The 26,634-nt window shown below is 60.8% G+C and carries 29 protein-coding genes; 2 read left to right on the top strand and 27 right to left on the bottom strand.

Annotated features, from left to right (window positions below; translation table 11 throughout):
• Positions 1-79: 79 nt before the first annotated feature.
• Positions 80-1,633: an alkaline phosphatase PhoX gene (locus tag BV034_RS02050; RefSeq protein ID WP_050023620.1), complete on the bottom strand. Its 1,554-nt coding sequence runs from the start codon at positions 1,631-1,633 to the stop codon at positions 80-82.
• Between the two features lie 156 nt (positions 1,634-1,789).
• Between BV034_RS02050 and BV034_RS02045 the strand changes: the two genes are divergently transcribed.
• Positions 1,790-2,947: a right-handed parallel beta-helix repeat-containing protein gene (locus tag BV034_RS02045; protein ID WP_050023619.1), complete on the top strand. Its 1,158-nt coding sequence runs from the start codon at positions 1,790-1,792 to the stop codon at positions 2,945-2,947.
• A 16-nt stretch (positions 2,948-2,963) separates the two neighbouring features.
• On the opposite strand, the gene BV034_RS02040 is transcribed toward BV034_RS02045, so the two are convergent.
• The gene (locus BV034_RS02040; RefSeq protein WP_265592525.1) at positions 2,964-3,623 is read right to left on the bottom strand and encodes a hypothetical protein; all 660 of its coding nucleotides are present in this window, start codon (positions 3,621-3,623) and stop codon (positions 2,964-2,966) included.
• 170 nt (positions 3,624-3,793) lie between these two features.
• Complete coding sequence (locus tag BV034_RS02035) at positions 3,794-4,870, bottom strand: hypothetical protein (protein ID WP_050023614.1); 1,077 nt, start codon at positions 4,868-4,870, stop codon at positions 3,794-3,796.
• Positions 4,871-5,061: 191 nt separating this feature from the next.
• Here BV034_RS02035 and BV034_RS02030 point away from each other — a divergent pair, with 191 nt between their 5' ends.
• Positions 5,062-5,541, top strand: coding sequence for a CesT family type III secretion system chaperone (locus BV034_RS02030; RefSeq protein ID WP_050023612.1), 480 nt, complete (start codon positions 5,062-5,064; stop codon positions 5,539-5,541).
• Between the two features lie 81 nt (positions 5,542-5,622).
• Here the strand turns inward: BV034_RS02030 and BV034_RS02025 are convergent, their stop codons facing one another.
• From BV034_RS02025 to BV034_RS01910, 24 genes are all read right to left on the bottom strand, one after another.
• Positions 5,623-6,204, bottom strand: a complete 582-nt coding sequence (locus tag BV034_RS02025) for a YbjN domain-containing protein (RefSeq protein ID WP_050023611.1) — start codon at positions 6,202-6,204, stop codon at positions 5,623-5,625.
• 73 nt (positions 6,205-6,277) lie between these two features.
• Positions 6,278-8,377: a hypothetical protein gene (locus tag BV034_RS02020; RefSeq protein WP_050023609.1), complete on the bottom strand. Its 2,100-nt coding sequence runs from the start codon at positions 8,375-8,377 to the stop codon at positions 6,278-6,280.
• A 97-nt stretch (positions 8,378-8,474) separates the two neighbouring features.
• On the bottom strand, positions 8,475-9,518 hold the full coding sequence (gene sctU, locus BV034_RS02015; protein WP_050023607.1) for a type III secretion system export apparatus subunit SctU: 1,044 nt from the start codon (positions 9,516-9,518) through the stop codon (positions 8,475-8,477).
• Positions 9,515-10,303 carry a type III secretion system export apparatus subunit SctT gene (gene sctT / locus BV034_RS02010; protein WP_050023604.1) on the bottom strand — a complete coding sequence of 263 codons (789 nt, stop codon included), beginning with the start codon at positions 10,301-10,303 and terminating at the stop codon, positions 9,515-9,517. The genes sctU and sctT overlap by 4 nt, the downstream gene beginning before the upstream one ends.
• A complete protein-coding gene (sctS, locus tag BV034_RS02005) occupies positions 10,300-10,569 on the bottom strand; it encodes a type III secretion system export apparatus subunit SctS (protein WP_009965797.1) in 270 nt (89 codons plus the stop codon). The genes sctT and sctS overlap by 4 nt, the downstream gene beginning before the upstream one ends.
• A 22-nt stretch (positions 10,570-10,591) precedes the next feature.
• The gene (gene sctR, locus BV034_RS02000) at positions 10,592-11,260 is read right to left on the bottom strand and encodes a type III secretion system export apparatus subunit SctR (RefSeq protein ID WP_038160593.1); all 669 of its coding nucleotides are present in this window, start codon (positions 11,258-11,260) and stop codon (positions 10,592-10,594) included.
• Positions 11,257-12,297 (bottom strand): type III secretion system cytoplasmic ring protein SctQ, encoded by a 1,041-nt coding sequence (sctQ, locus tag BV034_RS01995; RefSeq protein ID WP_081887522.1) that lies wholly within the window; start codon positions 12,295-12,297, stop codon positions 11,257-11,259. The genes sctR and sctQ overlap by 4 nt, the downstream gene beginning before the upstream one ends.
• 67 nt (positions 12,298-12,364) lie before the next feature.
• A complete protein-coding gene (locus tag BV034_RS01990) occupies positions 12,365-13,309 on the bottom strand; it encodes a hypothetical protein (RefSeq protein WP_265592524.1) in 945 nt (314 codons plus the stop codon).
• Positions 13,296-13,808, bottom strand: coding sequence for a type III secretion protein (locus BV034_RS01985; protein WP_050023598.1), 513 nt, complete (start codon positions 13,806-13,808; stop codon positions 13,296-13,298). Before BV034_RS01985 ends, BV034_RS01990 begins: the two co-directional genes overlap by 14 nt.
• Positions 13,809-13,841: 33 nt before the next feature.
• Entirely contained in the window at positions 13,842-15,176 is a 1,335-nt protein-coding gene (gene sctN / locus BV034_RS01980; protein WP_304944974.1) for a type III secretion system ATPase SctN, read from the bottom strand.
• 32 nt (positions 15,177-15,208) lie between these two features.
• A complete protein-coding gene (locus tag BV034_RS01975) occupies positions 15,209-15,847 on the bottom strand; it encodes an HrpE/YscL family type III secretion apparatus protein (protein WP_063768648.1) in 639 nt (212 codons plus the stop codon).
• Positions 15,835-16,521 (bottom strand): SctK family type III secretion system sorting platform protein, encoded by a 687-nt coding sequence (locus BV034_RS01970; protein ID WP_050023594.1) that lies wholly within the window; start codon positions 16,519-16,521, stop codon positions 15,835-15,837. The genes BV034_RS01975 and BV034_RS01970 overlap by 13 nt, the downstream gene beginning before the upstream one ends.
• Positions 16,518-17,264 (bottom strand): type III secretion inner membrane ring lipoprotein SctJ, encoded by a 747-nt coding sequence (gene sctJ, locus BV034_RS01965; RefSeq protein WP_050023592.1) that lies wholly within the window; start codon positions 17,262-17,264, stop codon positions 16,518-16,520. The genes BV034_RS01970 and sctJ overlap by 4 nt, the downstream gene beginning before the upstream one ends.
• A 104-nt stretch (positions 17,265-17,368) precedes the next feature.
• Positions 17,369-17,824 carry a hypothetical protein gene (locus BV034_RS01960; protein WP_050023590.1) on the bottom strand — a complete coding sequence of 152 codons (456 nt, stop codon included), beginning with the start codon at positions 17,822-17,824 and terminating at the stop codon, positions 17,369-17,371.
• Complete coding sequence (locus BV034_RS01955; RefSeq protein WP_050023588.1) at positions 17,821-18,228, bottom strand: hypothetical protein; 408 nt, start codon at positions 18,226-18,228, stop codon at positions 17,821-17,823. The genes BV034_RS01960 and BV034_RS01955 overlap by 4 nt, the downstream gene beginning before the upstream one ends.
• Before the next feature lie 39 nt (positions 18,229-18,267).
• A complete protein-coding gene (locus BV034_RS01950) occupies positions 18,268-18,525 on the bottom strand; it encodes a hypothetical protein (RefSeq protein ID WP_265592523.1) in 258 nt (85 codons plus the stop codon).
• A gap of 75 nt (positions 18,526-18,600) precedes the next feature.
• Complete coding sequence (locus tag BV034_RS01945) at positions 18,601-18,846, bottom strand: hypothetical protein (protein WP_050023586.1); 246 nt, start codon at positions 18,844-18,846, stop codon at positions 18,601-18,603.
• Complete coding sequence (locus BV034_RS01940) at positions 18,843-20,783, bottom strand: FHA domain-containing protein (RefSeq protein WP_050023584.1); 1,941 nt, start codon at positions 20,781-20,783, stop codon at positions 18,843-18,845. The genes BV034_RS01945 and BV034_RS01940 overlap by 4 nt, the downstream gene beginning before the upstream one ends.
• Positions 20,780-22,705: a type III secretion system outer membrane ring subunit SctC gene (gene sctC / locus BV034_RS01935; RefSeq protein WP_050023582.1), complete on the bottom strand. Its 1,926-nt coding sequence runs from the start codon at positions 22,703-22,705 to the stop codon at positions 20,780-20,782. The genes BV034_RS01940 and sctC overlap by 4 nt, the downstream gene beginning before the upstream one ends.
• Positions 22,706-22,752: 47 nt before the next feature.
• A complete protein-coding gene (locus tag BV034_RS01930; protein ID WP_050023580.1) occupies positions 22,753-23,169 on the bottom strand; it encodes a type III secretion system chaperone in 417 nt (138 codons plus the stop codon).
• Between the two features lie 14 nt (positions 23,170-23,183).
• Positions 23,184-25,274: a type III secretion system export apparatus subunit SctV gene (sctV, locus tag BV034_RS01925; protein WP_304944973.1), complete on the bottom strand. Its 2,091-nt coding sequence runs from the start codon at positions 25,272-25,274 to the stop codon at positions 23,184-23,186.
• Between the two features lie 26 nt (positions 25,275-25,300).
• On the bottom strand, positions 25,301-25,687 hold the full coding sequence (locus BV034_RS01920; protein ID WP_050023576.1) for a tetratricopeptide repeat protein: 387 nt from the start codon (positions 25,685-25,687) through the stop codon (positions 25,301-25,303).
• Between the two features lie 116 nt (positions 25,688-25,803).
• Positions 25,804-26,202 carry a hypothetical protein gene (locus tag BV034_RS01915; protein ID WP_050023573.1) on the bottom strand — a complete coding sequence of 133 codons (399 nt, stop codon included), beginning with the start codon at positions 26,200-26,202 and terminating at the stop codon, positions 25,804-25,806.
• 35 nt (positions 26,203-26,237) lie between these two features.
• On the bottom strand, positions 26,238-26,633 hold the full coding sequence (locus BV034_RS01910; protein WP_265592522.1) for a CesT family type III secretion system chaperone: 396 nt from the start codon (positions 26,631-26,633) through the stop codon (positions 26,238-26,240).
• Position 26,634 lies beyond the last annotated feature (1 nt).

Here is a 26,634-nt window from a genome sequence, read left to right as displayed (position 1 = left end):
TCCCCGCTACGACGCACCCCACCGGAAAATTTGTCTAGGCTCCAGACAAATTTTCCGGTTTCGAGCCTTTCTCTGTTTCTCAGGCCCGGCTGATTGCGATCATCGCACTGCGGGGCTGGGCCGTGCCGCCGTCTGGCCAGTTGCCTTTGCCACCATCCCCCGGGTGTTGCACGTTCACCCACAGCTCCGTGCGGCAGGGTGAAAGCGTGGGCGAGCATAGCTCTGCTCCGAGCGGCCCGCTCATGAAGCGCCGCACCTGACCACGATGCTCACCTTTGGTCGGCACGATGAGGAGGTTGTTGTTGCCGAACCACTCATGCGGCGAGTTCGCCGGGGGCTCCACCACTTCGTAGTCCGTCGTCACCATCAGGGCATTGTCAGGCCCAAAGCCAATATTGTCCGGCCAGGCCAGGCCAGCCTCCTTGCCACCGAGAACGAACACCTGGTGCTCAAACGCCAGCGCGCCGTGGTCTCCTTCCTTCTCGCGCACCACCATGATCGCGCCGACATTGTCGGTGCCGTTGTCATAGGCCGTGAGGCACACATAGATCTCACCCGTCTCTGGATGAATCTCCACATCCTCAGGACGAGCCAGCGGGGTGCCACCGGCAAACTCCACCGCCACACGAGTGCGCACGCAGATCTCGGCCAGATCGAAACCCTTTTCCTTCAGCACCGGCGTTTGTTCCGGGTCCAGCGGGATCCAGCGACCGTTCACTGTGTCTGCCACATAGAGCGTGCCGTCAGAGAGCAGGCGGCGATTCCCCTTCCCGGCGGCCGCATCATACTTCTCACGGGAGATAAACTTGTAGAAACCCATCGCGTTGCGGTCATCGCCCATGTAGCCCACCAGTCGGCCATCCTTGGTAAAACCAAAAGCGATGTTCTCATGCCCAAAGCGGCCCAGGGCCGTGTGCTTGAAGACCTCTTTGGTCTGCGGATCCACCTCCACCATCCATCCGTAGTGACGGGGATTGCGCTGCAGGTCATCTGGCAGCCCATGCAGCGGCGAGTCCATGGACTTGGGATTGTCGAAATCGCCCCAGAAGTGGAAGAAATTCTCCTCCCCGCTGAAGAAGGTGCCCCAGGGGGACACTGCTCCGCCGCAGTTCCCCACGCTGCCGATCACCTCGTTGGCCCCATTCATCGCCTTGGTCCCTGCTGCGGGTCCCAGCAGCTTGATTTTCGTATCCAGCCCGTTCACGCGCAGGTTGTCCTGGGATGTGAGGTCGGGACGCCATTTCCCTGAACCCGCATCCTTGCGCAGGCGGATGCAGGAGCCGCCCACATCGCTCAGCAGTTCCTTCCCTTTCAAGAAGAAGCTGTTCTCGTGATTGATCCACAACCAGCCAGCCTCATCGTTCTCCAAGTGGAAGGCGAGATAGTCTGCCTGGTCACCAAACTGCAGACCGTTCGGATGAATCTTGTCGCCGTGTTTCAAGATGACTTCGTACTTGTACCCGGGTGGCAACGTCACGGCGTCCTCCAGCGTCTTGCCCACTTCCTGGAATGAGAAGTCGTCAAAGATCGGCGTTGCCTGCGAGGACTGCGGCTGCACGGGCTGGGCTGTCAGCCAGTTGGGCGTGATCCGGTTGGCAGCGGCGCACACGGCACCCGCGCCGAGATACTGCATGAATTGGCGACGGGATGAAGTCCCTATGAGGGGGGACGGTGTTGGCGTGGAATCCATGCCCCAATCGTGAAAGATTGTCCGGCATTGCTCCATACCGGGTGAGTGGCAATAATTTCACAATTCCCTGTCGCCCGGATCGAGAACACTATCAGCCTCATGCCTTTCCTCTCTCGTTCCCGTGTCCTGCTGGCGCTCCTGCTCGGCTCCGCGTCCGTCCTTCATGCCCAATCGGAAGCCGCCATTCAGCAGTTCATCAATGAGGCCATCCAGGCTGGCGGGGGCAGTGTGGTCATTCCTCCCGGCACCTATGTCATTGAAAAAGGCCTCGTGCTCAAAGATGCCAAAAAGATCAAACTCACCGGACTGGATCGGGAGCGCACCATCCTGAAACTCGCCCCCATCGCCTTTGCCGAGACCGGCATGGACACTCCGGCAGGGGCCAGTGAACTGCCCGTCAGGAAGTCCCAAAACCTGCGCCCCGGCATGCAGTTGCACATTGAGTCCCCCGGCGATCTCGACAGCTTCACGAAGAAACCCAAGCCCCACCATCTGGCCGTCATCAAGAGCGTCGCGGCGGACCGATTGGAACTCGCGGCACCACTCAAGCACCCCGTTCCCGCAGGCACCCAGCTCCGACATGCCGATGCCCCCAATCTCATTGAGATCCGGGGTGCCAGCGAGCAGATCCTCATTGAAAACCTCACGATCGACGGCGGGCGCACGGCGGCAGATCCTCCCGTCCGAGGCCATGCACAGCTTTGTGGCATCTTCGCCACGGGCATGTATGACTACGAGAAAGGCCCGGCGTCTCTGGTCAAAGGCGTCACCATCTCCCGTTGCATCATTCAGAACTGCTTTGGGCGCGGCGTCGCCTTTTATGCAGTCGAAGCCAGCACCGTGGAGCGCTGCACCATCATGGACACCAACGATGAGGCGATCGATTTCGACCATTTCACCGTCGGCTCCATCGCCCGGCACAATCACATTGCCCGCAGCCTCACCGGGATCGAGCTCAATGATGCCACCGAATGCCAGATCTCCGGAAACGACATCCGCTCCTGCGGCACGGGCCTCAATCTCTGGCGCTGGTGTCGCCAGCCCGGCCTTAACGAGCGCAACCGCATCCTCGACAACCTTTTTGCCAGCACAACGGGCAATGCCATTCAGATTGGCAAGGACACCGGAGCCAACGTGATCGTGGACAACCACATCGATCAGGCAGGCAAAAACGGCATCGTCCTGAACAGTCCGGGCCAGACCCTTGAGAAAAACCGGTTTGAGGGCGTGAAACTCAAGGAAGTCACGGGGCCGTGAGCCTTCTGGACACCGCTTAGCGGCACTCTGCCTGTAGCGCAGGCAGCAGGATGGAGGTCACGAGCTGGATCTGCACTGCCTTCAGAGGATCCACCAGCGCGTTGATTTCCTCCTTCAACTCGCGGGGATCCGCATTGGGCCGCTGCGCCTTTTCCTTGATGGCGCTCAGGCGCGCATCGAGATCGGGCACATCACTGCTCGTATGCAGCCAGTGTTCGGAGTGCCCGGTGGTAAATTCCGACCGGACCGCATCCACAAAGACCTGGGCCGCCACCGCAGAGTCCACCTCGGGCAGCTGCTGGGTCATCTCCAGGAATCTCACGGCTTGGCCCTCGGCCTGGCCAAACTCGTCCGCGATGCGCTTGAGGCGCTTCACGAGCGTGGTCTGATCAAAGATCGCCTCCACATTGACCGTGCCATCAGGCATGCGAGGCAGTGGCACGGGGTGCCGCCCCGGCCCTACGGCGGACAATTCCGCCGACTCAGCCCGCTTGCCCAAGCCGCTGAAAAGACGTCGCACCCCCTGAAATTTGGAGGCGATGTGCGCCTTCACCGTCTTTTTCGGCGGCGGTGCGGGGGCCATCGTCACACTCATCCCCTCCAGCCGCCCTTCAGGAGCCGCCGTCCGAACCACGGTATCAACCGTTTTCGAAGGAGTGACCTTGGTGACGCTCATGTCGCTGGGATGAAGAAGAGAGGCGGAAGAACTGGTCCGGGTCTGGATACGCGCCTCCGGGGCCATCTGGCTGGCCTGAAACGCGGCTCCTTTCCTGCCCCTACTCTGTCCACCATCCCACATACGGTTACACGGTTTGACGAAATCTTTTCACGACTGAAGAAATTGCCTCAATTCCCTGTGACGAGGGCCTGACGAGCCTTGAGCGCCCGGATGGTCTTGTCATCGATCCCCAGCTCACGGCCCATCTCCTCAATTCGATCAGGACTCATCTTCGAAATCGCATCCAGCGTCTCTTTGGCCCCCTCCTTTACCATATCGACCAGAGATTCTGGATCCGCATCATCGCCAGCCGCCCGGGCGACGTGTTGCGCCGCTCTGTCGAAGAATGCCTCGTTGCCGGACAGGACATCGTCCAGCGCCCCGCTTTCGTCCGATCCCCCCACATTCTGGTCGATTCCCACGATCCCCAGTTCGGGATGTTTGGGATCAATCATGAAGTTGGACGAGTTGATCCCGCCGCCAGTGGTGTATTCGCGGCCAGAGACCAGTCCATGGAAGGTGTCCGGCTCCTTGATAAAGGCCGCGAAGGCCAGCCATTTGCCGAACGACTTTGCCAAGTCCTTGCTGCTGGTTTTGCCCGCCTTGCCTGCCTCATCCACCGTCTTGCCGTTCACGTGTTCCATCACGATGATCGGAGCGTCATCCCCTCCATTACGGTCGGGCATGGTCACACCCTGCTCACGCATGCCCTGAGCGATCTGTGCCTTTTCTTGAGAGGTCAGCAGACGGGTTTCCGGAGCAGGCAGCCCCAGTTCACGGGCCAATTGTGCGCCATACACTTCACGGATGGCCCCGGTTTGGGAGCCGCCTTTGATCACCACAGTGGAATCCTCCAGCTTCACAAAACAGGCTCCCCCATTGCCGGAAGACATGGGCTTGAAGGATTTGGCCTTGCTGAAATCCGGCTCTTTCAGCCCGTCCCCCAGCAGAGGACCGCCATCACCTTTCTTGCCAGTCCTGGCCGTCTGGGGCTCGCCCACCGTGGCCTTGCGCTGGGTCAGTGATTTGAAGAACTGGCCGATCTCGCGAAAAAACTCCTTCACCTGCGCCTTGAAGCTCTTTTTGGGGGCGGTGGCTCCCTGGGTCAGCGTCATTCCATCCAACTGGCCGATGTCGCCAGTCTGCCCGGTGGCTCCCAGCCCGCCCGTGGTGGAGATGTTATAGTTGTTGTTATTTACGTTCATGGTGATGTGTTTCGGAAGCACCCGGGCTGCATGTGCGCATTGGCCTCTGCATGCACTGCCCCAGTTACTTTCTGTCCACCGGCAGGTGTGAGTTACATTCAGGACAGAGATCGCCCCCTTTTTGCCTCTACAAACCGGTGTGGCGGAATCGTGACATGCGCCCCCGGGGCATTCCAGTACAATCGTGGACCATGAACACCAAGGCACGGGATCGGGTGAATGACCTTCTGTCGGAGTTTGGCGCCTCAAGAGGCTTGATCGGGGCGAGACTGAATGACTCGGGCGTCTGCGCTTTCGAATACCAGGAGCTGCTGGACATGGTGCTGGAACTGTCCTCTGACGGTGCCACCCTTCACTTCTACAGCCCGCTCTGCGAGCTGCCTTCCCAGGAGCGCGAGGCCTTCCTCACGGAACTGCTGGAACGCAACCTCCTCTGCGCCCAGACCAACGGCGCCACCCTGGCGGTGGATGCCCGGGAGAATCAGGTCGTCCTCTGCTTCAACCAGCCGGTCGAGGCGCTGGACCCCGCCACCTTTTCCACAGTGATGGAAAATTTCCTCGATACCGCACTCAACGTGCGAAGTGACCTGGACGCCGTCCGTGCGCCTTCGCAGGGCGCGGCCTCGCACGCCGAGCATGAAGGCTTGCTGGCGTTCGGAATGCGCATCTGACCTTCAGAGAGATTAAAAAAAGGGAGGCCCGTCACCGGACCTCCCTCATGACTCGTTGCTCAAAGGCCGCGACCACAGGGCTCAGCTCGCGCGGAACAGCTCCGGACTCCCCACACTCGGGATCTGGTGGCCACTCTCCTCGAACCTTCCGAGGAACTCTTTCACCGCGGACTGTCCTTGGGAGATCTTCTCAAAGTGCGGGCCGTACTCCCGGCAGGCAAACTCCAGCGCCTGCACCACCTCGATCACAACGCTCTCCGGCACCGCGCGGGAATCAGACGCCAGGCAGTAGCGGAGAAACACCGCCCCATCTTCCTCGCTTACGCCGAAGGCCCCCAGCGGAAGCAGGCGGTTCACATAGTTGCACAGGCGCATGGCCTCCAGCAGCGTCTCTGCCGGGAAGCTGAAGGGCAGGATCAGCATGAACTGCGTGATCACCGCCTCCTCCGCATCCGTGTCACTGCCGAATGCCTCCATCACGTCATTGATGAAGTAGATCTCCAGCCCGTACTCCAGCTCTGGACGCTCTTCATCCACATCCAGGGTGAGATAGAGCCGTTCATAGAGCCCGTCCTCCTGCACAGGTTTCAGATCAACATAGTACTCGAGGTCTTCCAGTGGGCCGGCCAGGATGGCCAGCGGGGATTGCGTTTGCTCAGTCATGGTATGGGGTCAGGTTGATGGGTTCGTGCTTTGTGGATTCGTTGCGTGAGTGCCGTGCCGTCCAGGTCCGCCATCAGGCGAGCTTCAGCTTCTTGGTGAGGAACTTGATGGAGTCCGAGGAACTGCTGTCCCGGAACATGTCCAGCGCCTCAGCCTTGTTGAGGCTCAGCCCCAGCGTGCTCATCAGCCCCACGGCGGTGCCCACAGGCCGCTCATCCTTCTTCGCTTTCAGGTAATCTTCCATGTCCTGCTCGGTGGGGTCGGTGATGCCCTTTTGCGCGAAGTGATCCGTCAGTTCTTCCTTGAACCGATGGTAGAGTGAGGCCGTGGCCACACCGCTGTCTCGCGCGAGCAGCTTGCTGGAAGCATAAGCCTGCACATCAGCGACCGTGAAGTCGGAGGCCTTGGCCGTGATGCCCTGCGCCTTCAGCGCCTTGATCATCTTGTCCGTGACCCGCGTCATGGCCTTGGCGTCCTTGCCTTCCAGCCCCAGGTCAGAGATCTTCTTGGTGCCGTCCTGACCATTGAGGTTTTTCAGCGTGGTCTGCAACGCATCTTTGATGCCCTTGCTGTTGATGTGTCTCGCCAGCTTGTAGATGCCGTATCCGATCGCCGCCAATGCTGCTCCGCCCGCCAGGGCCCAGCCAATCGGCGTGGCGATCACCACTCCGGCTGCCGTTGCAGAAACCGCGCCCGCCGTCACGGCAATGGCCACCGCTCCCGCCGTGGCTGTCCCCACACCGCCCAGTGCACCGAAGAAGTTCTTTGTGGCGCTCAGCCCTTTGTCCACGGACTGCTTCTTCTGCTTCAGACGCAGACGCTCTGCAATCGCCAGCAGTTCCACATCATCCTGCTTGATGACATCCGTGCGGCCAAGCGCATCGGTGGACTTCTTCTTCAGGGCCAGAAACACCCGGTTGTCTGTCACGTCATTGTAGAACTCGTAACTGTTCACCGCCACGGTGAGCGGTCCCACCACCACGCCGGTGACGCCGCCTGCGAGCTTGAACCCTTCACTCACCACCTGGGTGCCGGCAGAGCTGATGGTCCCGATGTCCAGGACCGCCTTCTGACCATCCCAGAGGGACTTCACCATCTTGGCACGTTCCAGACCCACGTTGTCGTTGTAGCTGTTGAGATCCTTCTCCGCCACCCGGCCTTTCATGCGTCCGGTGGTGGTGTTCTTGGCGAGCGCGTCATCCACCGTCTTCAGCAGGTCGTTGCATTCCGTGAGTTTTTCCTGCAACCCGTCCAGTTTGGTCTGCCGCGCATCCACCTTCTTGCTGCACGCCTCCCGTTTGGCCGCCAGGTCGTCGCGCTGCCCTTGAAGGTCATCGAGCATGCCCTGCAGCTCGACGCCCTGCTCCACCAGGAAGTCCTCCCCGTAGCCGCGGTCGCGCATCAGCTGGATGTTTTCATGGATGCCCTTGAGCTTGCCTTTGATGATGCCGATCTCCGCGTCCTTGAGTTGAAGATCGCGGTCGAGGCTCTTGAGCTGGGTTGTGGCGGTCTTCACCAGGCTCTTGGCCTTGTCCACGTGTCCTTCCAGCTTGCCCTTGATCTTCAGCACATCGCTGCGGACACCGCGCAAGTTCGCCTCCTCCTGCTTCATCTTCTCGGGGGAGAACTCCTTCACGATCTCCAGATCGCTCTTGGCTTTGTCGATCTTCACCTTCGCCAGATACAGGTCAGAGACGGTCTCCACGATCTGGGCTCCCGCACCGATCCCGCCGGTGATCTTGGAAACGTCATGCCCGCTGCCTCCGATGTACTTTGCTCCATCCCCGCCGGCCTTGACGGCCTTGCCGGTGTTCTTGAAGACAGACTTGAACTCCTTGAGGAATTTCTGGAACCGCGACTGCGTGTCCTTGCTCTTCTCCTTCAACACCTTGTCGCGCTCCGGCCCGCTGGAAGGTGGGCTGTCAAACTTGGCCTGCTTCGCGGCGCGGGCGTCCAGCGTCTTCTGCATGCGGGCCCTGCCCTTGTCAGACACCTTCAGTCCCTGCGTCTTGAAAGACGAAGGGGCCGTGCGCTGCATGTCCGTAGGCGGCACCTGCCCTTTGGGCTTGGGTGGATCCACCTGCTGCAGGCCACCGCCGGAGGGCTCGGGTGGTGCCAGTTGAGGCAGGGAGGTTACGGATGACTGTCTGGAGATCGTAGAGGTTTGGTCCATGGCAACAGCTGGTGATTCCACCAAACTATGCCCGGCACCCCTTCACGCTTACACGCCGCGATGTGACAATTGCGTTGCGCGACCGACTTGCCGTAACTCAGCGAAGTTCTTTCCACTCCTGCACCCAGCGCAGCACCTCGGCCATGGGCTCGATGAGGTCGCTGGGCACGAAGCGGTCAATGTCCACGTTCTCATACAGCGCCCTGGCCAACGGGACATGCTGCATGACGGGGATGCCCTCCTCACGAGCCACCTCTACCATGCGCCTGGCGACATGGTCCTCCCCCTTCGCCAGCACCCGCGGCATCTTGTCATCGTTCTCATCATAGTAGATGGCGATGGCCAGATGGGTGGGGTTGGTCACTACCACTGAAGCTTTGCGGGTGCGTCCCATGGTGTCGCTCTGAGCCGCCTCCTGGGCGAGTTGTTTGCGCTTGCCTTTGATTTCAGGATTGCCTTCGCTCTCCTTGTACTCACGCTTGACCTCATCCTTCGACATCTTCAGCTGCTTGATGTGCTGATATTTTTGGAAAAAGAAGTCGGCCGCTGCGATGATGATGTACGCCATGACCACATTCATCGTCAGCGCCTTGATCATCGGCTGCAACGCCGTGAGCACCGACTCCTCGCCGCCATAGGGCAGCCGTGTCAACGGGTCCAGGCTCGCCTTGGTAACATAGTAGATGATGATCCCGATCACCCCTACCTTGATGGTGGATTTGAGCAGCTCCACCAGGCTCTTCATCGAAAAGATCTGCTTGGCTTTGTCCATCGGGTTGAGCTTCTTCAGCTCAGGCTTGAGGGGCTCAAACGTGAGCATGAACCCAATCTGACCAAAACCCGCCGCCAGGCCCACCACCATCACCACCATGAGGATGGGCATGGACATGAGGAGAACCTTCCGGCCAATCGCCAGCATCAGCTCCATGGAGCCCTGTTGGAAGGGCTTGTGGTAATACTGGACCGGCAGAAGGATGAGCTCCTTCGCCTGCTCCACCATGGAGGGCCACATGATCCCGATCGTGACAAAACTCGCAATGGTCAGGGCCGCAGTGCCCACATCCTGACTCTTCGCGACCTGACCCTTCTTGCGGGCGTCGCGAAGCTTCTTCGGGGTTGGTGGCTCGTTCTTCTCGCTCACTCAAAGATCTTGTTATAGAACACCCGAATCTGGCCCGGCGTTGGGAACTCATTGCGCAGGAAGCCCACCAGGAACACGAGGTAGAAGATGATCAAGACGGCAGCAATGCCACTCTTCACCGGCATGGCCAGGAAGAACACGTTCAACTGGGGGCTGAACCGGTTCATCAACCCCATGCCGAACTCCGCGATGAACATGGCGATGACCAGAGGCGCCGCAAAGGTGACGATCAATCCCATCATCTTGTCCAGCACATGCAGGAACACGATCGGGAATGCCGGCTCCATCTTCGGGAACCAGGAGAACACCGGCCAGTGCACATAGCTGTCGTACATGATGGTGAGGAAGGCCATAAAGCCACCTCCCACAAAGAAGAAGACACCGATGATGCGGGCAAACAAAAGGCCGAAGGGCGAAGTGCTCTCACCTGACATCGGGTCAAACATCTCCGCCATGGAGCTGCCTCGCTGGTTGTCGATGAAGAAGCCAGTTCCCTCGGCAATCCAGAAGGCCATCCCCGTCACAAAGCCCAGCAGCATGCCGATGGCTATCTCCTTGGTCAGCACTCCGATCAAGAACAGCATGTCAGGATCCTGCGGGATACCGGACACATGCACCATGGGAATGGCCAGCGTCGTCAGGCTGATGATGACCACCTGCCGGGCAATACCTGTGATGAACTGCTGGGCAAAAAACGGCGACACCGAGAGCGCCGCCATCATCCGGGGCAGGGTGAAGGCGACCGTCAGCATGATGTCCCGGTGCGCTATGAGGTCGAAGGTCACCTTCGGAGAGTCGGAAAGGTGTCAAAGATGTGCGTGGTGAAGTTGATCACCTCCGCTCCCGTCCAGGAGGCCGTGGCAATGATGACCACGGTCACGACAATGAGCTTCACCGCAAAGGACAACGTCTGCTCCTGCACCTGAGTGAGGGCCTGGAAAAGGCTCACGACCACCCCCACCACCGTGGCGACCACGATGGGAGGAAGGGAAAGGATCAGCACCAGAATCAGCGCCTTGTTGGTGATGTCGATAATGTAGGCTTGATTCATGACAAGCAGGGGTGCGCGCCTCTCACCCGCCGGGCATGGCGTAGGTGATGACCAGTCCGTGGATCAACCGAGCCCAACCGTCCACCAGGACGAAGAGCAGGAGCTTGAACGGCAGGGAGATGGTCATGGGTGAAACCATCATCATCCCCATGGCCAGCAAAATGTTGGAGACGATAAGGTCGATGGCGATGAAAGGCAGGTAGAGCAGGAATCCGATCTGGAAGGCAGCGGTCAACTCGCTCACCGTGAAGGCGGGGATGAGGACGAAGAAGTCATCCTTGTCGATCTTCACCTGGGCCTTGTCGCCCCAGAGCCGGCGGGCAGTATCGAGGAAGAACGCCTTTTCCCGGTCCGCCGTGTGGTAGGCCAGGAACTTTCGGATGGGCGTGCTGCTCCGGTCCATGATGCCCTTGATGCTCTCCACGCTTAAATTCTTCAGATCCTCCTTTTCCAGGTTGGCAAAGGTTTGCTGGCCGATCGGGGCCATGATGTAGATCGTGAGAATCACCGCGATGCCGTTAAGCACCATGTTGGGCGGGATCTGTTGCACGCCCAGGGCATTGCGCACCAGGCTGAGCACGACCACCAGCTTCACGTAGGAGGTGACCATCACCGCCAGGAACGGGATCAGCGCCAGCACAGAGGCCAGCACGATCAACGTTAGCGGATCCGGAAGCTGCAGGTTGTTCATGCTTTGGCCAGCTCCGTGATGCGGACTCCGATGCGGTTGCCGATGTCCAGCAGCTCACCCTTGCCGATGGCGCGGCCGTTGGCGCAGATCGTCACCGCCTGGTTGGCCGGCGTGGGGAGTTCGATGCAGGCACCCGGGGCCAGGCTGCGCAGTTGCTCGAGCGTGGCGGCGTGCGTCCCCACTAGAAAGGTGAGTTCGACTTCAAGCTGGTCCACCAAGGCCAGAGGCTCGGTGGCGGCGGGAGTTGGGGCGGGTTCGCTCATGATGAATTGTTGAATGGTCAGGGTTTTGTCCCGCCAGGTGGCAGCGGCATGGCGGCGGCCGGCAATCAGCACCTCACAGGTGCCTTGGATTCGCCAGCCCTGCAGGTCGGCCAGCACGGCATCCGCCTGGCGCAGTTCGCGGAATTCCTGTTGCGAAAGGGTGACCCGACCGGCAACGAAAGACAGAAGCAGTGGCAGTGTATTCAGGCTCCGCACCGCCTGGGCTGGCACACGCGCCATGAGCTGGGCCAGGTGCTCCAGCCCGGCGTCGTCACCCTTCAAGGTGCCGCGAATCCAACCGGGGTCCCCGTCCTTTTCCACCACGAAGGCCAGGGATTCCGCCTCCGCCTTGACGGGAGAGCCGGCGGGCAGCAGTTCTGCCAGCACCACATCCACCCCTTTGCCTTTGAGCTGGTTCAGCCCAGTCTCCAATGCCGCCGCGATGACGCCACAAGCCAGCTCCGCAGGCAGCACTTCCAGATCCAGTCCGGCTAGGGCAGCGGAGAGCGCCGACACATCCGGCAGGCGCTCCAGTTGCACCTGGAATTCATGCCCGTCCACGATCACGCGGGCGACCCGCGCAGCCGGGCTCAGACTCTTGACGGCGGAAAACTTCAGCACGGCCGGTTGCCCGTTCCAGGTGAAGGCCACAGGCCGGTTGCTCCCGGCAATGACCTGAACCGTCCGCGCGAACAAGGGGCGGACTTTTTCCAGGGCCAGGGGCTGAAGGTTAACTTCAGTGCCGGTTATTTCCAAGGGCATTCGGGCGGACATCAATCAAGAGAGTGTTGAGGAAGACTGGCGGAAGCAAGCGGGGAGTAGAAACACCTGCCGCCTCAGATCAGGCGGTCGCTTCCTCCTGCTGTTGCTGCTGCTGGCGGGCCTGATCCCACGGGGTGTTGCGCTCGCGAGAGCGGCCATCGGACGGAGCGTCGCCCGAAGAATTCACCGTGACCACTGACGGCGCCGTTTGATGCAGCCGCTCATCCAGCCGGTGCGAGAGCATGGCGATGCTGCCTTCCAGCCAACGCACCGATTCCGCGCGAGTGGAAACGAACTCCACCATCACGCGACCGTCTTCTCTCCAGACTCGGGCCTCCGTGCCGGGAAGAATGCCCTCCTGGAACTTGATCCGAACCTCCTGATTCTGTCCCGAGAGCGGATCTGTCACCAGCACGCGATCCACCATGGTGTTCATCAAGTTTTCAATCTGGGCCACCCGTTCGGCCATGGGGCTGGCGGGCTCTGCAGCCGCTGGCGGTGCCGGGGCGGACACTCCGCTGGATTGCGAGAAAAAGCTGTCCAGGATGGCGGAGCCGAGCGTGTCTGGCTTGACCTCCACTGCCGCAGCTTCCGCCGGAGCATCGGCCACCACCACAGGCGGAGCTGCACCTTCCCCACCCTTCACCATGGACTTTAGAGCTTGGGCAGCGAACTCGGCCACCTTCCCGCTCTCAGGAAGGGTTCCAGGAAGAACAGGGGCGGAAAACTGCGGCTGGCTTCCCGTGTCGGCAACGGGCGCCTGCCCACCTTTGCCATCACCGCTCACCACCGTTGCAGGCAGAGGAACGCCCGGGGTGGCCAGACCTTCCAGCATGGACCAGTCCGGTCCTTTCTGGTCGTCGTCACCGAATCCATCGTCGGTGCCACTACCGGAGCCAGAAGGCTTTTCCAGAAGCGCCTTCAAGATTTCCAGGGCAGACGGATCACTCGTCTCGGCCACTGCCTCACCCGCCGGGCTTTCGGTCACCGGGTTGGAATGGGAAGCGGAGTTAATTGTATTCATGGTTTTGACTCCCGGTTAAATTGAAGAGCGCTGATTTGGGGGATGTGAAATCTTCCATTTCCAGGTCGGCGAGGCGCTCCTCTTCCAGCGCCTGCTCCCGCCGCCAGAGCTGGCGGTGTTCCACGAGTTTTTCCAGTTCCTGGGTGGCTTTGATGTGGGCTTTGCGGGCTTCTTCCAGAAGTTCCCGCGCGCGGTCGAGATCTGCCTCGGCCTTGCGGAGCAAGTCCATGTAGTCCAGCTCCTTCTCGCGCATGCCGGCAATCTCAAGACGCAGGTCAGTGATGTCGCCCAGCTTCACCGGCTTCAGCATGATGGAGTCCATCAGCCGCCGCTCCTCAACCACCCGCCACACCTTGTAGTCCTCCAGCTCCTGCTGCCGCTTCTCCACCAGCTGCTCCGCCTCCGCCACGACCCTCCGGGCCGCAGTCACAGCCTTGCTCGCCTTGTCCTCGCGATGTTCGCGGACAAAGATGAGATCCTGCAGGAGGTAGCGGGCCATGAGGTTGAGGTGAAAGAGAATGGAGTGCCCGTGCTAGCGGGCCAGTTGCATCATCGCCTGAAGGGTTTGTTCAAAGGAGCTCTGTTCACGCAGCCCCTGTTTCAAGAAATTGTTGATGGCATCCACCTTGGCAATCGCCTCGTCGGAAGAGGCATCACTGCCCTTCTTGTACTCACCGATCCGCACTAGCAGCTCCACCTCTTGATACTTCGCGAGCAGGTTGCGCAGCTTGCCCGCCGCTCGTTGGTGATCAGGGGTTGCGATCGCGGTCATCAAGCGGCTCACACTCGCGAGGACGTCGATCGCAGGATAGTGGTTCGCGGAGCCAAGTTTTCGGGAAAGGATGATGTGACCGTCCAGGATGGAGCGGGTTTCATCCGCCACTGGCTCTGTCATGTCGTCCCCCTCCACCAGCACGGTGTACAGGGCGGTGATCGAACCGTTCGCGGAGCAGCCTGCGCGCTCCATCATCTTGGGCAGGGTGGCGAATACGGAGGGAGGGAAACCACGCCGGGTGGGCGGCTCGCCCGCTGCCAGGCCGATCTCGCGCAAGGCACGGGCAAAGCGTGTCACAGAGTCCATGAGCAGGAGCACCTTCCGGCCCTTGTCACGGAAATACTCGGCAATGGCCGTGGCGACATAAGCGCACTTGAGACGCTCCATGGCCGGACGGTCAGAGGTCGCAATCACCGTCACTGCACGCTTCACACCATCTTCACCCAGATCTCGCTCCAGGAACTCGCGCACCTCACGGCCACGTTCACCGATCAGCGAAAGCACCACGATATCGGCCTCAGTGTTGCGGATGATCTGGCTCAACAGGGTGCTCTTGCCGCCACCTGCCGCGGCAAAGATGCCCATACGCTGCCCTTCACCACAAGTAAGCAGACCGTCCAGCGCCCGCACGCCCAGATGGATGGGTGTGGAGATCAGCTGGCGGGTCATCGCGTTCGGCGGATCCGCCGTCACCGCGTAGTATTCCTCAATTTCAATCGGGCCCTTCCCGTCAGACGGGTTGCCCAGTCCGTCCAGCACGCGGCCCAGCATCGCGGGCCCCACGGGCACGCGGTGCACCTCTCCAGTAGGCGTCACCTCGGTGGAGGAGGAGATGCCCTCCAGCTCGCCCAGCGGCGTCAGCAGCACCAGATTCTTGGCAAAGCCCACCACTTCCGCCATCAGGCCATGTTCCTGCCAGGGATTCCGCAGATGGCAGAGCTCTCCGATCTTCACCCCAGGCGCATAGGCCTGGATGATGGTGCCCACCACCTGCACCACCCGGCCACGCGGCACCAGGGGACGCGCCGTCTCCACCCCGCGCATCAGACGCCGGTTGAGGGCTTCAAAGTCCATGGTGGGTCGCAACGTCATGTCTGGCTTGGGGGAGTTTGGGATAATGGAAATTATTTTAGGGAGTTGATCAGCGCCTTCTCAATGGCCCGCAACTGGGTCTGGATGCTCGCGTCCACGACGCCGATCTCCGTCTCCAGCACACAGCCGTCTTCCGCGAGGCGCTCGTCGGGCAGCACTTCCAGGAACTGAACCTTGGGGCAGGACTCCAGCATGGACTGCACTCGAGACTGGAGCCACTCGGCCTGGGCCGGGGCCACGCGAACGGTCACATGCCCTTCATTGCGGGTGGTTTCCAGCGCATGACGCACCGCCTGCTCGACAATCTCCTTCTGCTCAAAGGTTCCCAGCACGCGGCGCAGCGCCCGCAGCACCAGATCGACCATCACACCCTCAACCTTGGAAAAGTAGGCGGCGCTCTGGGTCATGCATTCCATGATCTGCCCGGCAATCTCTGCCTTGCCCTCTTCCTGACCTTCCTTGAACCCCTCCTCGCGGCGGCGTTCATACTCGGTCTGCGCCTCGGCGCGCTTCTGGTCCGCGTCCACCTGCCCGGCCTTTCGCAGCCGGATGGACTCACTCACTGCGGCATCCACAATCGCCTTCGCACCCGCGACCACGGCGTAGTCTTCCGCCTTGACCACCTTCGCGTTCGGCTCAATGGCCACTCCCGTTGCATTTAGGCAAAGCATGCCATTTCCTCCTTGGTAAAAACTTCATTGCCGATCTTCCGGACGAAGGTCCAGATCTGGTCGCACTCCTCGGTTGCCAGCTTGGGAGCGGCTTCCTGCTGCAGGGAAGGCGGCAGTTTTACCCAGAACCTGCGCATCAGCTCAGAGGGCTCGTCAGAAAGCATGCCCAAGACCGTGGCCCAGCCGGTGGCCAGCACCTGCTGGCCGAGGCTGCCCTGAATCCCGGCGGTCAGTTGGGGCAGCGCAGGTGCCGCCATCATGCGGCCCCGCCGCAAGGCAAAGGCGTGGGCGGCAGCTCCAATGGCCGCCTTCAGTTCCATGGTTTGCACCCGGGCGATGGTGGCTGCGATCTTGGTCGCGTGGATGGTTGCGCCACAATAGCAGGCCAGCTTCTCCAACGTCATCCAGCTCATCAATACCAGCCGGCGACGCGGTGGGGAGAAATCCCACCAGCCCGGCACGTGATCCAGTCCCAGTTGGGCGGTTGCCCAGCGGGAGGCATGCCTCTGGCCAACCGAAGAGTTCGCCAGGAACGCCAGAACATCGGCATGAGGCAGGGCCGCAAGCCGATCCGGGTGAGCCCAGTGCTGGGGCTTCCCCTGAAAGTCACCAATCAACCGAAACAGGTCCGGCTGACGGAGGGCAAGTTCTGCATACCATTGCGGCAGGTTCATGAGGCAGACTTGGGGTTGGCCTTGCGGAACATGAGAAAGACCGCAGTGGCGAGGAGGAATCCACCTGCGGCGGCTGCCGTCGGCACACCCCAGGGAGGCAGCGTCGCCAGCAGGCCGGCCGCCTTGGTCGTCTCCACCTTTTCCTTGCGACGCACCGGCTCCATCGCCTCAGCCGAAGTGATCACCAGCTCCACGTTCTCAGGTTTCAGTCCTTCCACGCTGCGGGTCACCAGGTTTTTCAGGTCCTGCGTGTTGTTCGCGAGATTGTATCCTGGGCGGCACTTGATGAAGACCGCCGCCGAAGCGGGATTGGTCTCTTCTGCCAGAGGATCCGTGTCCGGCAGGGCGATGTGGACGCGGGCGGCCACCACCCCGTCGATCTTCATGAAAGTCTCCGAGAGCTCCTGGCTCAAGGCATAGATGAAACGCACGCGTTCTTCCGTCGGGGAACTGACCAGCCCGGACTTCTGGAAAATTTCGCCCATGCGCTGGAAGCTCTGGCGGGGAAGGCCCATCGCCTGTAGCGTCTGCATGGCAAAGGGGAAGTCCTCGGACTTCACTTGCAAGGCCCACTTGTCTTCCTTGCCCGGTGTCTTGGTGCAGGCGACATCACGCTCCATCAGAGCGGCCATGACCTCGTTGGCTTCTTCCTCACGCAGATCGCTGAAGAGGGGCACCTGCTTGGCACAGCTCACCAGCAGCAGGCCACAAAGACAAAGAGTGATTCGAGAGAGGGGAGCCATGAAATAGGGCGAAAGAGGAAATGCAAAAATCAAACAGATGACAGGTGCCGCGGACGAGGGCGCGTGGATGCCGCAGCCCCATCCGTCAGATGCACCTGGCTGGCTCAACCGCCGCGGCTGAGTTCCTTGATGGTGTTGGTGCCGGCTTTGGAGGCGTTGTCCACGCCCATCACCGACATGCTCCATCGGGCGACTTCAATTTGAAGAGCCATGATCTCACCGAAATCGGTCCCGAGCTTGAGCGGACCGGCGCTGGAGATGTGCTCCAAACGGGAGTTGATGGCGCTCATCGAGTCATGATAGCCGGTGTTGAAATGGGAAATGCCATCGAGGATGGAGTCTCCCAATGTGGTGAACTCCGTATGCCCCACTGCGTTTGCAGCTGCGGGGGCGGCCGGAGCTTGGGCAGGCGCAACGGCGGGTGCCGCTGTGCTGGCAATCATGGCCCGCAGTTGCTCCAGATCTTGGGGCGAGGACACCCCCAGCGGAGCAGGCACGGCCGCAGTGGCTGCGACGGCAGTCTGCGCTTGGACGGGAAGGGCGACAAGAGGTACGCTCATAGAAAGTTGCGTTTGGGTGCCAGATGGTCGGAAGACAGCGACAACAAATTGGTCGCCATCGCCCGGGCGTCAGGTTGCGAGGAAGTGCTGGCGACCTCCTGCAAGATAGCCTGCCCCTCCTCCTCCCGGCCCTGAAGTCTCAACGCGCAGCCCAGATGGGCGCGGGCGAGGTCAGAGCCGGGATTCAGGGTCAATGCACCTTCCTTCAGCGATTTGATGGCCACCTCGGGGTTGCCCGAGAGGATGGCGACTACTGCCCCTCCTATGATGGGAATCTCGCTCTCTGGTCGCACAGCTTGTACGCCGTCAAAGACGGCGACAGCCTCTTTGTAGAGACCATTCCATGCGGCCAGGTAGCCTATGCGCATCAAAAGACGGACGAGCTCAGAATCGATCGGGATCATGCACTGGCAGACGTGGTTCTAACGTTGATGGGCCAGAACCTAGCGAAGGTTGCTGACAGCGTTCTTCGCGGGCTCCTGGATCGCTTTCACAAGGTTGGAAACAGCCGTGGCTGCGTTCGTCACCTGGTTCACGCGCATCTGCAGCAGCACCACAGCGCCGGGGTCGGAGAAGTCCGTTTGCGAGGCGTCGGTCATCACCTGCGTGGTCTCTTGGTTCAGCGTGTTGGCCATCGTGGTCACGGTGTTCCAAACATCTGAGTTGCTGCCGAACAACGGGGGATTGAAGTCAATGGGCATGGTGTTTGTTTGCCTTTCTTGTTTGCTTGTTTGTTTGTGGTTTTCCGGTGTGGAGTTTTGAATGACTCGGTCGCGCTAATTACCCCCGCCAGTGGCGAGCACCTTGAGCGTGGTAAAAAATCGGATCAGTTTTTCAGCCTGATCAATGCTGTGGGCGAGGCGGTTGACAGCCTCAAAATCTCCGGGGGCAAGCCCCTCAGTACGGGCTTGGTTCACCTTGTCCCGCCAGGTGCCGAGATACTCAGTGAGCTGGGCACGGAAGGTCCCGTCCTGGTCATTGGCCAGGGCATCCGCAAGATCTGGGGTGTCGATATCTGTCATGGTTTGGATTCCTTGTGCCCGGACGAGGCGACTGGCGGTTTGCTGGGGTGAGGCTTGGCCGATTCACTTGCTGCCACCGCTGCCTCCAATGCCTCCTGCTTAGCCTTCTGCCTTTCTAAGAGGCCGGGTTTCTGAAAATCTGCGGGAACGGCTATGGAGACGGTCTTTTCTGGAGCGGCAGTCGGTGCTGGCTCCGCCGTTGGAAGCGGAAGCTCCTCCGGTTTTGGAGCAGCTTCTTTCGCCGCAGCAGATGGGAGATTCGGCTCCGCATCAGCCGCCAGTGCCCGCCGGACGGAAACCGCCTCAGCCGTGGTGCCGCTGTCTCGAAGCACATCTGAAACGGTCGCGATGTCCATGGTGTTTTCTCTCGATGCCGCTCCCGAGGTCGCCCCCAAGATGACCATGTCGCCAATACCCACCACCCGCTCACTCTCGCCTTCCTGGATGACCACGCGCCCTTCGCTGATCTGCTTGATCACGCCGCCAAACGGCAGACGGGCTCCGGCAAAATAGATGCCCCCGCTGCTGAGGCGCATGGAGCCCAACCCACCAGGACGGTTCTGGATGGTTTCCACCGTAGCGTCTGGCTTGTCGATGGTGGGAAAGAGAGCCCGAGGCACCGGAGGAGGGGTCTGAAAGAGCCCCGTTGCCGAAGCGGCGGCATTCACCGACCCAGAACCGTTCGCTCCCACGCCATGATCTGGAGCGTTGGAAGTGATGCCCATGCTGCCACGACCTGAAGTCATCGCCGGCTCGCGTGGAGCCTGAGTCTGGTTGGTGCGATCCGCCGAAGCTGCCGCCAGGCCTGCCGCAGGAGTGATAGTCGCGACGGCGGCGACACCATCCCCCGCCCTCTTCGCGGGCGCGTTCGCCGTGTCTGTCTCACCTTGCTTCTGCGCCGCAGCATGCGCAGGAAGCGTCACAATGACCGTCCGGTCCGTGGGCTTCATGATGGAGGGCACCGTGACTTGTGAATCCACTCCCGTAACTCCAGGAATTTCATCCGTGAGCTGCTGCTTCACCCGGTTCCACAAATCGCGATCCGCGACACTGCCACTTACCACCAGCCGACCTTCGGCGTTTGCCGTGACATCCAGCGGCAGACGTTGCAGGCGGAGGATGGAACGGGCGCTTTCTGCCAACGACTCGAGACTCCAGATACGGGGCACCACTCCGGAGGCCTTGGTGCGGAGGTCCACTTCAATGTCTCTCAACTGGTCTGACTTGGGCACATAACCGCGGGCATAGAGCCGTCCGCCGTCCGTTTCCACCCGCACATCTTCTGAGGCACCATGCAACTTGAGCACCGCTTCGGCGCGGGATTTCAGGTCATTGTCCCCGCCCCCACCAGGCAGCGGATTGTTCCCCTTCCAGATGTTGAACAGAATCAGCCACGCGGTCAGCAACAGCAGGCCAAATGCCACACCGAAAATCGCCACGGCCCGCTTTGGAGGCGGCGGGCTCTCGCCGTCCGCAGCGGCGGTTGCAGGACTGCCGCCACCATTGCCTGCCGCGGTGCCTGGGGTTGCGGCAGCGTTCTCCGCCGCTTTGCCTTCCTCGCCAGGGGCTGGTTCGGGGGCATCTTTCTCCAGTTCAGGCGCATCTCCAGCCGAAAGCAGAGGCCACTTGCCATCCACCGGACCGATCACCAGATGCGTGCCGCCCAAGGTGATGAATACAAAGGGGTCCACCTTCTGGCGCGTGTCTTTGACGCGCTTGCCCGCCAAATACACGCGGCCGCCCAGAGGCTCGACAAACAACGCCTTGGGACCGGCGTCGATGGCCATGTGCTGCGGGGCAATCAGGACATCATGCAACACCACATCGCAGCCTTCATCGCTGCCAATGAGGCTCTTGCCGGGTGCAAGGTCGATCTCCGCGCCCTGATGGGGGCCCGCGATCACCTTCAGCAGCCACTGGGAACGGGTATCACTCATTTGGGATTGATCTTGATGCGGGGAAGCACAGGGGGGGCGTCATACTCGGATGATTGGCGGACCGTGGAGCCACGGGGCTCCACCACAGGCTGGGAATTCTCGCCAGCAGGGACGCCGGGGGCTGGCAGCAGGATCGGATCCAGCATGGTTGGATTGGGGTTGGACGCCTTCCAGGCCTCATTGGCCACTTCACGGGCCCTGATGGTGGAGGGGTGAACATCATCACGCACCGCAGGCGTAGAGTGCAGTTGCACATCCACCACCTTGGGGGTGATGAAGAAGAAGCGCTGCTTGCGCTCGTTCAGGACCTCCTTGCGCTTGAAGGCGTAGCCGACCAGGGGAATGTCGCCCAGGATCGGTATTTGCCGGGTGTTCTTGGTCTTGCGTTCGATGAAATAGCCGCCCACCAGCAGAGTCTTGCTCTCGGGAACGACCGCCTGGGTGGTGATCGCGCTCTCCCGGGTGCCGGGGATGTCATCCACGGAGGTGTCTTCGAAATTGCCGTCCGTAATGTCCAGGTGCAGGCGGAAGGAACGTTTCCCATTCTCCACGACCAGATTGGGAGTGACACGGAACTGCACGCCTGCGGTCACGTCGAAAAGGTCCACTTCCTGATCCCCGGCCACCCTCACATAGAAGGTCTCCTCGGTGCGCACCACAGCCTCGACGTTTTCCATCGTCAGGACCGACGGGCTGGAGACAATGTCCGCGCCGCCTTTCGTCTCAAGGGCCCGCAAGCGGGTCAGCAAGTCAAAGCCTTCTCCTCCAATGAGGGCGGCGACATTCAGGCCGCCACCCCGGACAAGGTTGGTGCCGTCCACAAACGACGGCGTGGTCTCAGGAGGAGCTTCCCCGCCGTCGAACTGGCTGCGATCCGCTTCAAATCCGAACCGGTACTTGTTGCCATCCTTGGCGGTGTAGTTCCCCAGGAACTCCATGCCGAAGTCTTTCCCATTGGTGGTGTCCACATCCACAATCGCCGCCGTGATTTCGATGGCGTTGGTGGGCACGTCGAGCATCTGGATCAGCTCATCATAGAGGGGCATGCGGGAGCCCAGATCGCGCACGACAATGGCGTTCAGGCGACCGTCCACCACAATGATGGGTTCGATGGGGTCACCAGGTTGGGGGGCATTGGAAGGCCCCTGTGCACCCCGCGGAGCACCGCTAGCACCATTGCCTGCCGGGGGCTGCCCGATAGAGGAGAGACCCGCACCGCGCAGTCCGTCCCGGGACCGCAGACGCTCCGTGTAAACAGGCCCGTTCGACGACGACCCCGAACCCTTGGGGTTCATCAGATTCTGCAACGTCGTGGCCACGCCGGGGATGCGGACGGAGGAACCCGATCCTGAACCCACCGTGGAATCTTGGGCGGTGGCGTACTTGAGGCGGTAGGTGCGCACCGTATACTCCGAGCCAGACTGCTCCACCTTGATGGACATTTGGGCATCCAGCTCACGGGCGACAATCTCGGTCGCCTGAATGTAACGGGGCCCACCGGCCAGCAGCAGCAGACCCGGACGGTCGGCTCCTTTGATCATGCTCTCCCTGCCGACAGGTCCGCTGGCAAAACCCACCGACCGCAGGGCGTCTTCAAGACTTTTGCGGGTCAGCGCGTTTACCACCAGGGTGCGCGTGAGCACTTCATCTGCGGCATCCACATAGATTTTGCCTCCATCATAAAACCAGGCGCAGTTACCCACCTCACACAGGGTGTCGAGCATGGAACTGGTGGCAACGGACTGGAAATCACCACTGACCACCGCCTTCACCTGCGGGCTGATGATGGCCTGCAGGCCCTGTTTGGAGGCCAGTTCCTGAATGAGATCCGCCACGGTGCGTTGTTGCACCGCTTGCAGGCTCACCCGGGCAGTTTTCCAGGGAATATCCGCGTGGGCCACTGGCGCGGCAAAGGCTGCCATGACCGCACACAAAAGAAGACTGGAGGAGAAAGAGCGCATGTGTGTGGTTAGTTGGCACCAAGCCATTGCCGCCAGAAGCTGGTTTCGTTCAAAAGCGACTCAACTGCGGCCAGCCCGTCGGAAACCGACCGAAGCTCGCCATCAAAACGCCGCCAGAGGAACAGTTCACGGGTGCCTGGCTCGAAGCAGATCGATTCCGCAGTGGCCAGCTTGCTGAAGCGGGCACCCGAAAGAGCCAGACAATCAGAAAGCAAGACACCGAGCGGCTGCCGCCTGATCTGTGCCAAATCATCCGCCAAACCTATGATCCCTGCGAAAACGATTTTCCCATCCTGAATCCGGGAGAGACGCAGCGGCACGCCATCCACCTCGAACGCGAAGTTTCCCGCGCCGTCCGGGGCAGGGCGGCTCAGCCCCACCTCTTCGCAGACGGCGGCAACGGTTTCTGAGAGCGAGTCAGTCATGGTTCAATAGTCGATCAGGCCGCGATGCGTCCCAACGGCTGGATGGTGATCTCTTCGGTGAGTTCCTGGTGGGAGAGAACGGGAAGTTCGTAAAATTCTTGTTCGATAAGCTTGCGGGTATACCGGCGGACATCCAGGGAGGTGAGCAGCACTGGACGCTGGTTGCTCTCCCAGATATTGCCGACCTGCTTGCGCACCGATTGCAGGAGCGCTTTGACGGTGCCGGGGTCCAGGGCCAGATAGGCCCCTGCGGAGGTCTGGCGCACGGCCTTGCGAATGCTCTCCTCCAAGCTCGGCTCCAGCAGATACACCGCCAGCAGGTTCTGGCCGCGGCTGAACTTGTAGCTGATGTAGCGGCGCAAGCTGGAACGCACGTACTCGGTCAGCAGCACGGCCTCCTTCTCCTTCTGGCCCCACTCGATCAATGACTGGAGAATGGTGCGCAGGTTGCGGATGGAAATCTCCTCCTGCACCAACCGCTGGAAGACCTCCGTGATCTTCTGCACGGGCAGGACGCGCTGCACTTCCCGCACCACCTCGGCAAACTGTCCCTCCATTTTTTCCAGGAGGTATTTCGTCTCCTGCAGCCCCACGAAGTCCGCGGCGTATCGCTTGAGAATGACAGAGAGATGGTACGTCAGCACCTGGGTGGGTGCCAGATACGGGACGTTGGTCTTGTCGAGGTCCACCTTGCGTTCTGCGGGAACCCAGAGCGGCGGCAGTCCTTTCAGAAAGGCCTTCTCCTCTACAAACGGGATATTGAGCATCTTGAGGGATTCCGCCTTCTCCCGCGCCAGCACGTGGCCAGCTTTGAAGCTCCCCTCCGCGATGGGCACCTCGTGGAGCATGATCTTGTAGGCCCCCGCCGGAAGCGATTCGTTGAACCGGAGGTGAATGCCCGGGAACGGCACCCCCAGATCGTGATACAGCGCCTGCCGCACCCGGATCAGCTCTTCGTTCATTGATGTCGCATCAATGGCGTTCTGGCTGGCAGCAGAGACATCCATCAGCAGCGGGACCGTGATGGAGAACTCGTCATTTGAATCTTTCTTCTTAGCCTGAGGCTTGGCCCCTGTGGCAGCCATGGCGGGCAGGTCACGCTTGTCCTGCGTGGCCAGCACCGACTCAGGAGCCAGTTTGCGGCTCAACGCAAAGCCACCCACTCCGGCCACCACTGCCAGGATCAGGAACGGAATCTTGGGAAATCCGGGAATCATCGCAAAACCCACCATGAAGCCGGCGGCGATCATGAGCGCCTTGGGCTGGGAAAGGAGCTGGTTGCCCACGTCACTCCCCAGAGCGCCCCCTTCTTCTGAAGCCGACACGCGAGTCACGATCATGCCCGCGGTAATGGAGATGAGCAGCGCCGGAATCTGGGAGACCAGACCGTCACCAATGGTGAGGATGGAGTATGTCGTGACGGCTTTGCCGATGTCCCAGCCCTTCTGCATCACGCCGATGCAGATACCTGCAGTGATGTTGATGGCCGTGATGATGAGGCCGGCGATGGCGTCCCCCTTCACGAACTTCATGGCACCGTCCATGGCGCCGTGGAGCTGGTTTTCTTTTTCCACCTTGTGTCGTCGGGCGGTGGCCTCCTCCTGGGTGATGGCTCCTGCACGCAAGTCGGCATCAATGGCCATCTGCTTGCCAGGCATGGCATCCAGGGTGAATCGGGCACCCACTTCCGCGACACGTTCAGCCCCCTTGGTGATCACGATGAACTGAATCAACGTGATGATGAGGAAGATCACGACCCCGACGACAAAGTTGCCGCCGACCACGAAGTTCCCGAAGGTGTACACGATCTCCCCAGCGTGGGCGTGCAACAAGATCAGACGGGTGGTCGTGATGTTGAGCGATAATCGAAAGAGGGTCGTGATGAGCAGCAGGGACGGAAACGTCGAAAACTCCAGGATGCCCGGCACATACATCGAGAGCATGAGGAGCAGCATGGAGATCGCCAGGTTGATGGCGAGCAGCAGGTCCAGCACGGCCGGTGGCACCGGCAGGATCATCAGGGACAGAATGGCCACCACCACGACTGCAAGCAGCACGTCATAGTAGCGAGAACCGCGAAGGATCGCGCCTTGGAGCTGAAGCATTTTTCCGGCCATGCGATCGAGTCAGGTCAGTCTGTTGTCGTAGTGAGAAGGCTGGTGAGGAACTCGCGCGCGGCTTCGTGTTTGCCTTGCTCCCAGAGAGCCTTGGCGAACACCAACCCCACCGGCATGCGGAGGTCATTGGAACTTTTTTGCAGGGCACGGGTGGCCACCCTGGCGGCATCCACCGGTCGGCCATCCATCAACTCGCCCAGGGCGAGGCACCGCTGCACTTCCACGTCGTCCGGGAACAGACGAAAGAGGAGCCGCAACATCGCGCAGGCCGCAGCCGGCTTGCGTTGTTCCAGGTGCAGATAAGCCTGCAACATCATCCAGTCGCGCTGGGCGGGGGTCAGGGTCCAATGACCCACCCGCGCAGATTTCCCCCCCGGAGTGCCGGGTGGCTCTCCATTCATTCGGTTGAGGGTCTGGATGGTGTTGGGAGTCAACGAAATTAATGGTCGGTTTGCATCTGCCTGAAGGGGCGGGTCAGTTACAGGAAAATCCTGCTAACTTTCCAGAGGGGCCAGATTTACCCTTTCAGCAGGGCGTAACGATACTGCTCACCCAGCTCATGGTCTGCGCCGAGGCCGTTCAAGAGGCCGATGACCCCTTGAATCTCCTCTTTTTGCTGAGGATCTGCGGTGTCTTGAAGAGCCGTAACCAGCGCTTTCAAAATCTCCTCCCTCATGAGGTGAAACACACCAGGGCGTAGCATGGACTGGTCCTCCACCCGGGGACGAATCGCGTCGAGCATGACCCGCTCAAAGGTGTTGGCCTGAAGGATGGCCTCCATCCTCGCCTCCACGGAGGCATCGATGGGTTGCAACCGGGAATCCTCCGGCAGCATGGGAGCCACCTCATGGTCTCCGATCTCGATCGAGGCGAGACCGAGCTTGGACTGAAAGGATTCTGGAATGAGGCGGGGCATGATGGCGAGGGTCAGTCAGACCGTGACGGCGAAAATCAAGCGGGCCGCACCACCGTGGACAAAGCGTCTTGCAGGGCCTCCAGTTGACCGATGGCCTCGTGCAAGGCGGGAAGATTGAATTCGTAAGTCTCCATTCTCGCGGAGAAAACCAGGACCCCACGCCCCCCGGCGAGAGCAGCACGCACCGGCCAGCTTCCCGGTTGTCTGGGGTGGGTCATTTCCAGGGCCATCTGGCAGGCCGCCGCATCGGGTGGCTCAATCTTGCGGGAGAGGCTGACTGCCACGATCTCCTGGCGGTCGCCCACCAGTTCAATCGAAAGAGAGCCAATACCGCTGATGTCCAGGATCACTGCCCCCTTCTCATTGGGTTGCAGGTGTGCCATGCCCATGCTCTGGCCGAACTCGGACACGGTTTGATCTATAGGAGTCATC

Source organism: Verrucomicrobium sp. BvORR034, from assembly GCF_000739635.1.
Lineage (GTDB): Bacteria > Verrucomicrobiota > Verrucomicrobiia > Verrucomicrobiales > Verrucomicrobiaceae > Verrucomicrobium.
Note: the sequence above shows the minus strand (reverse complement) of the source record. Positions and strands in the feature narration are given on the sequence as shown.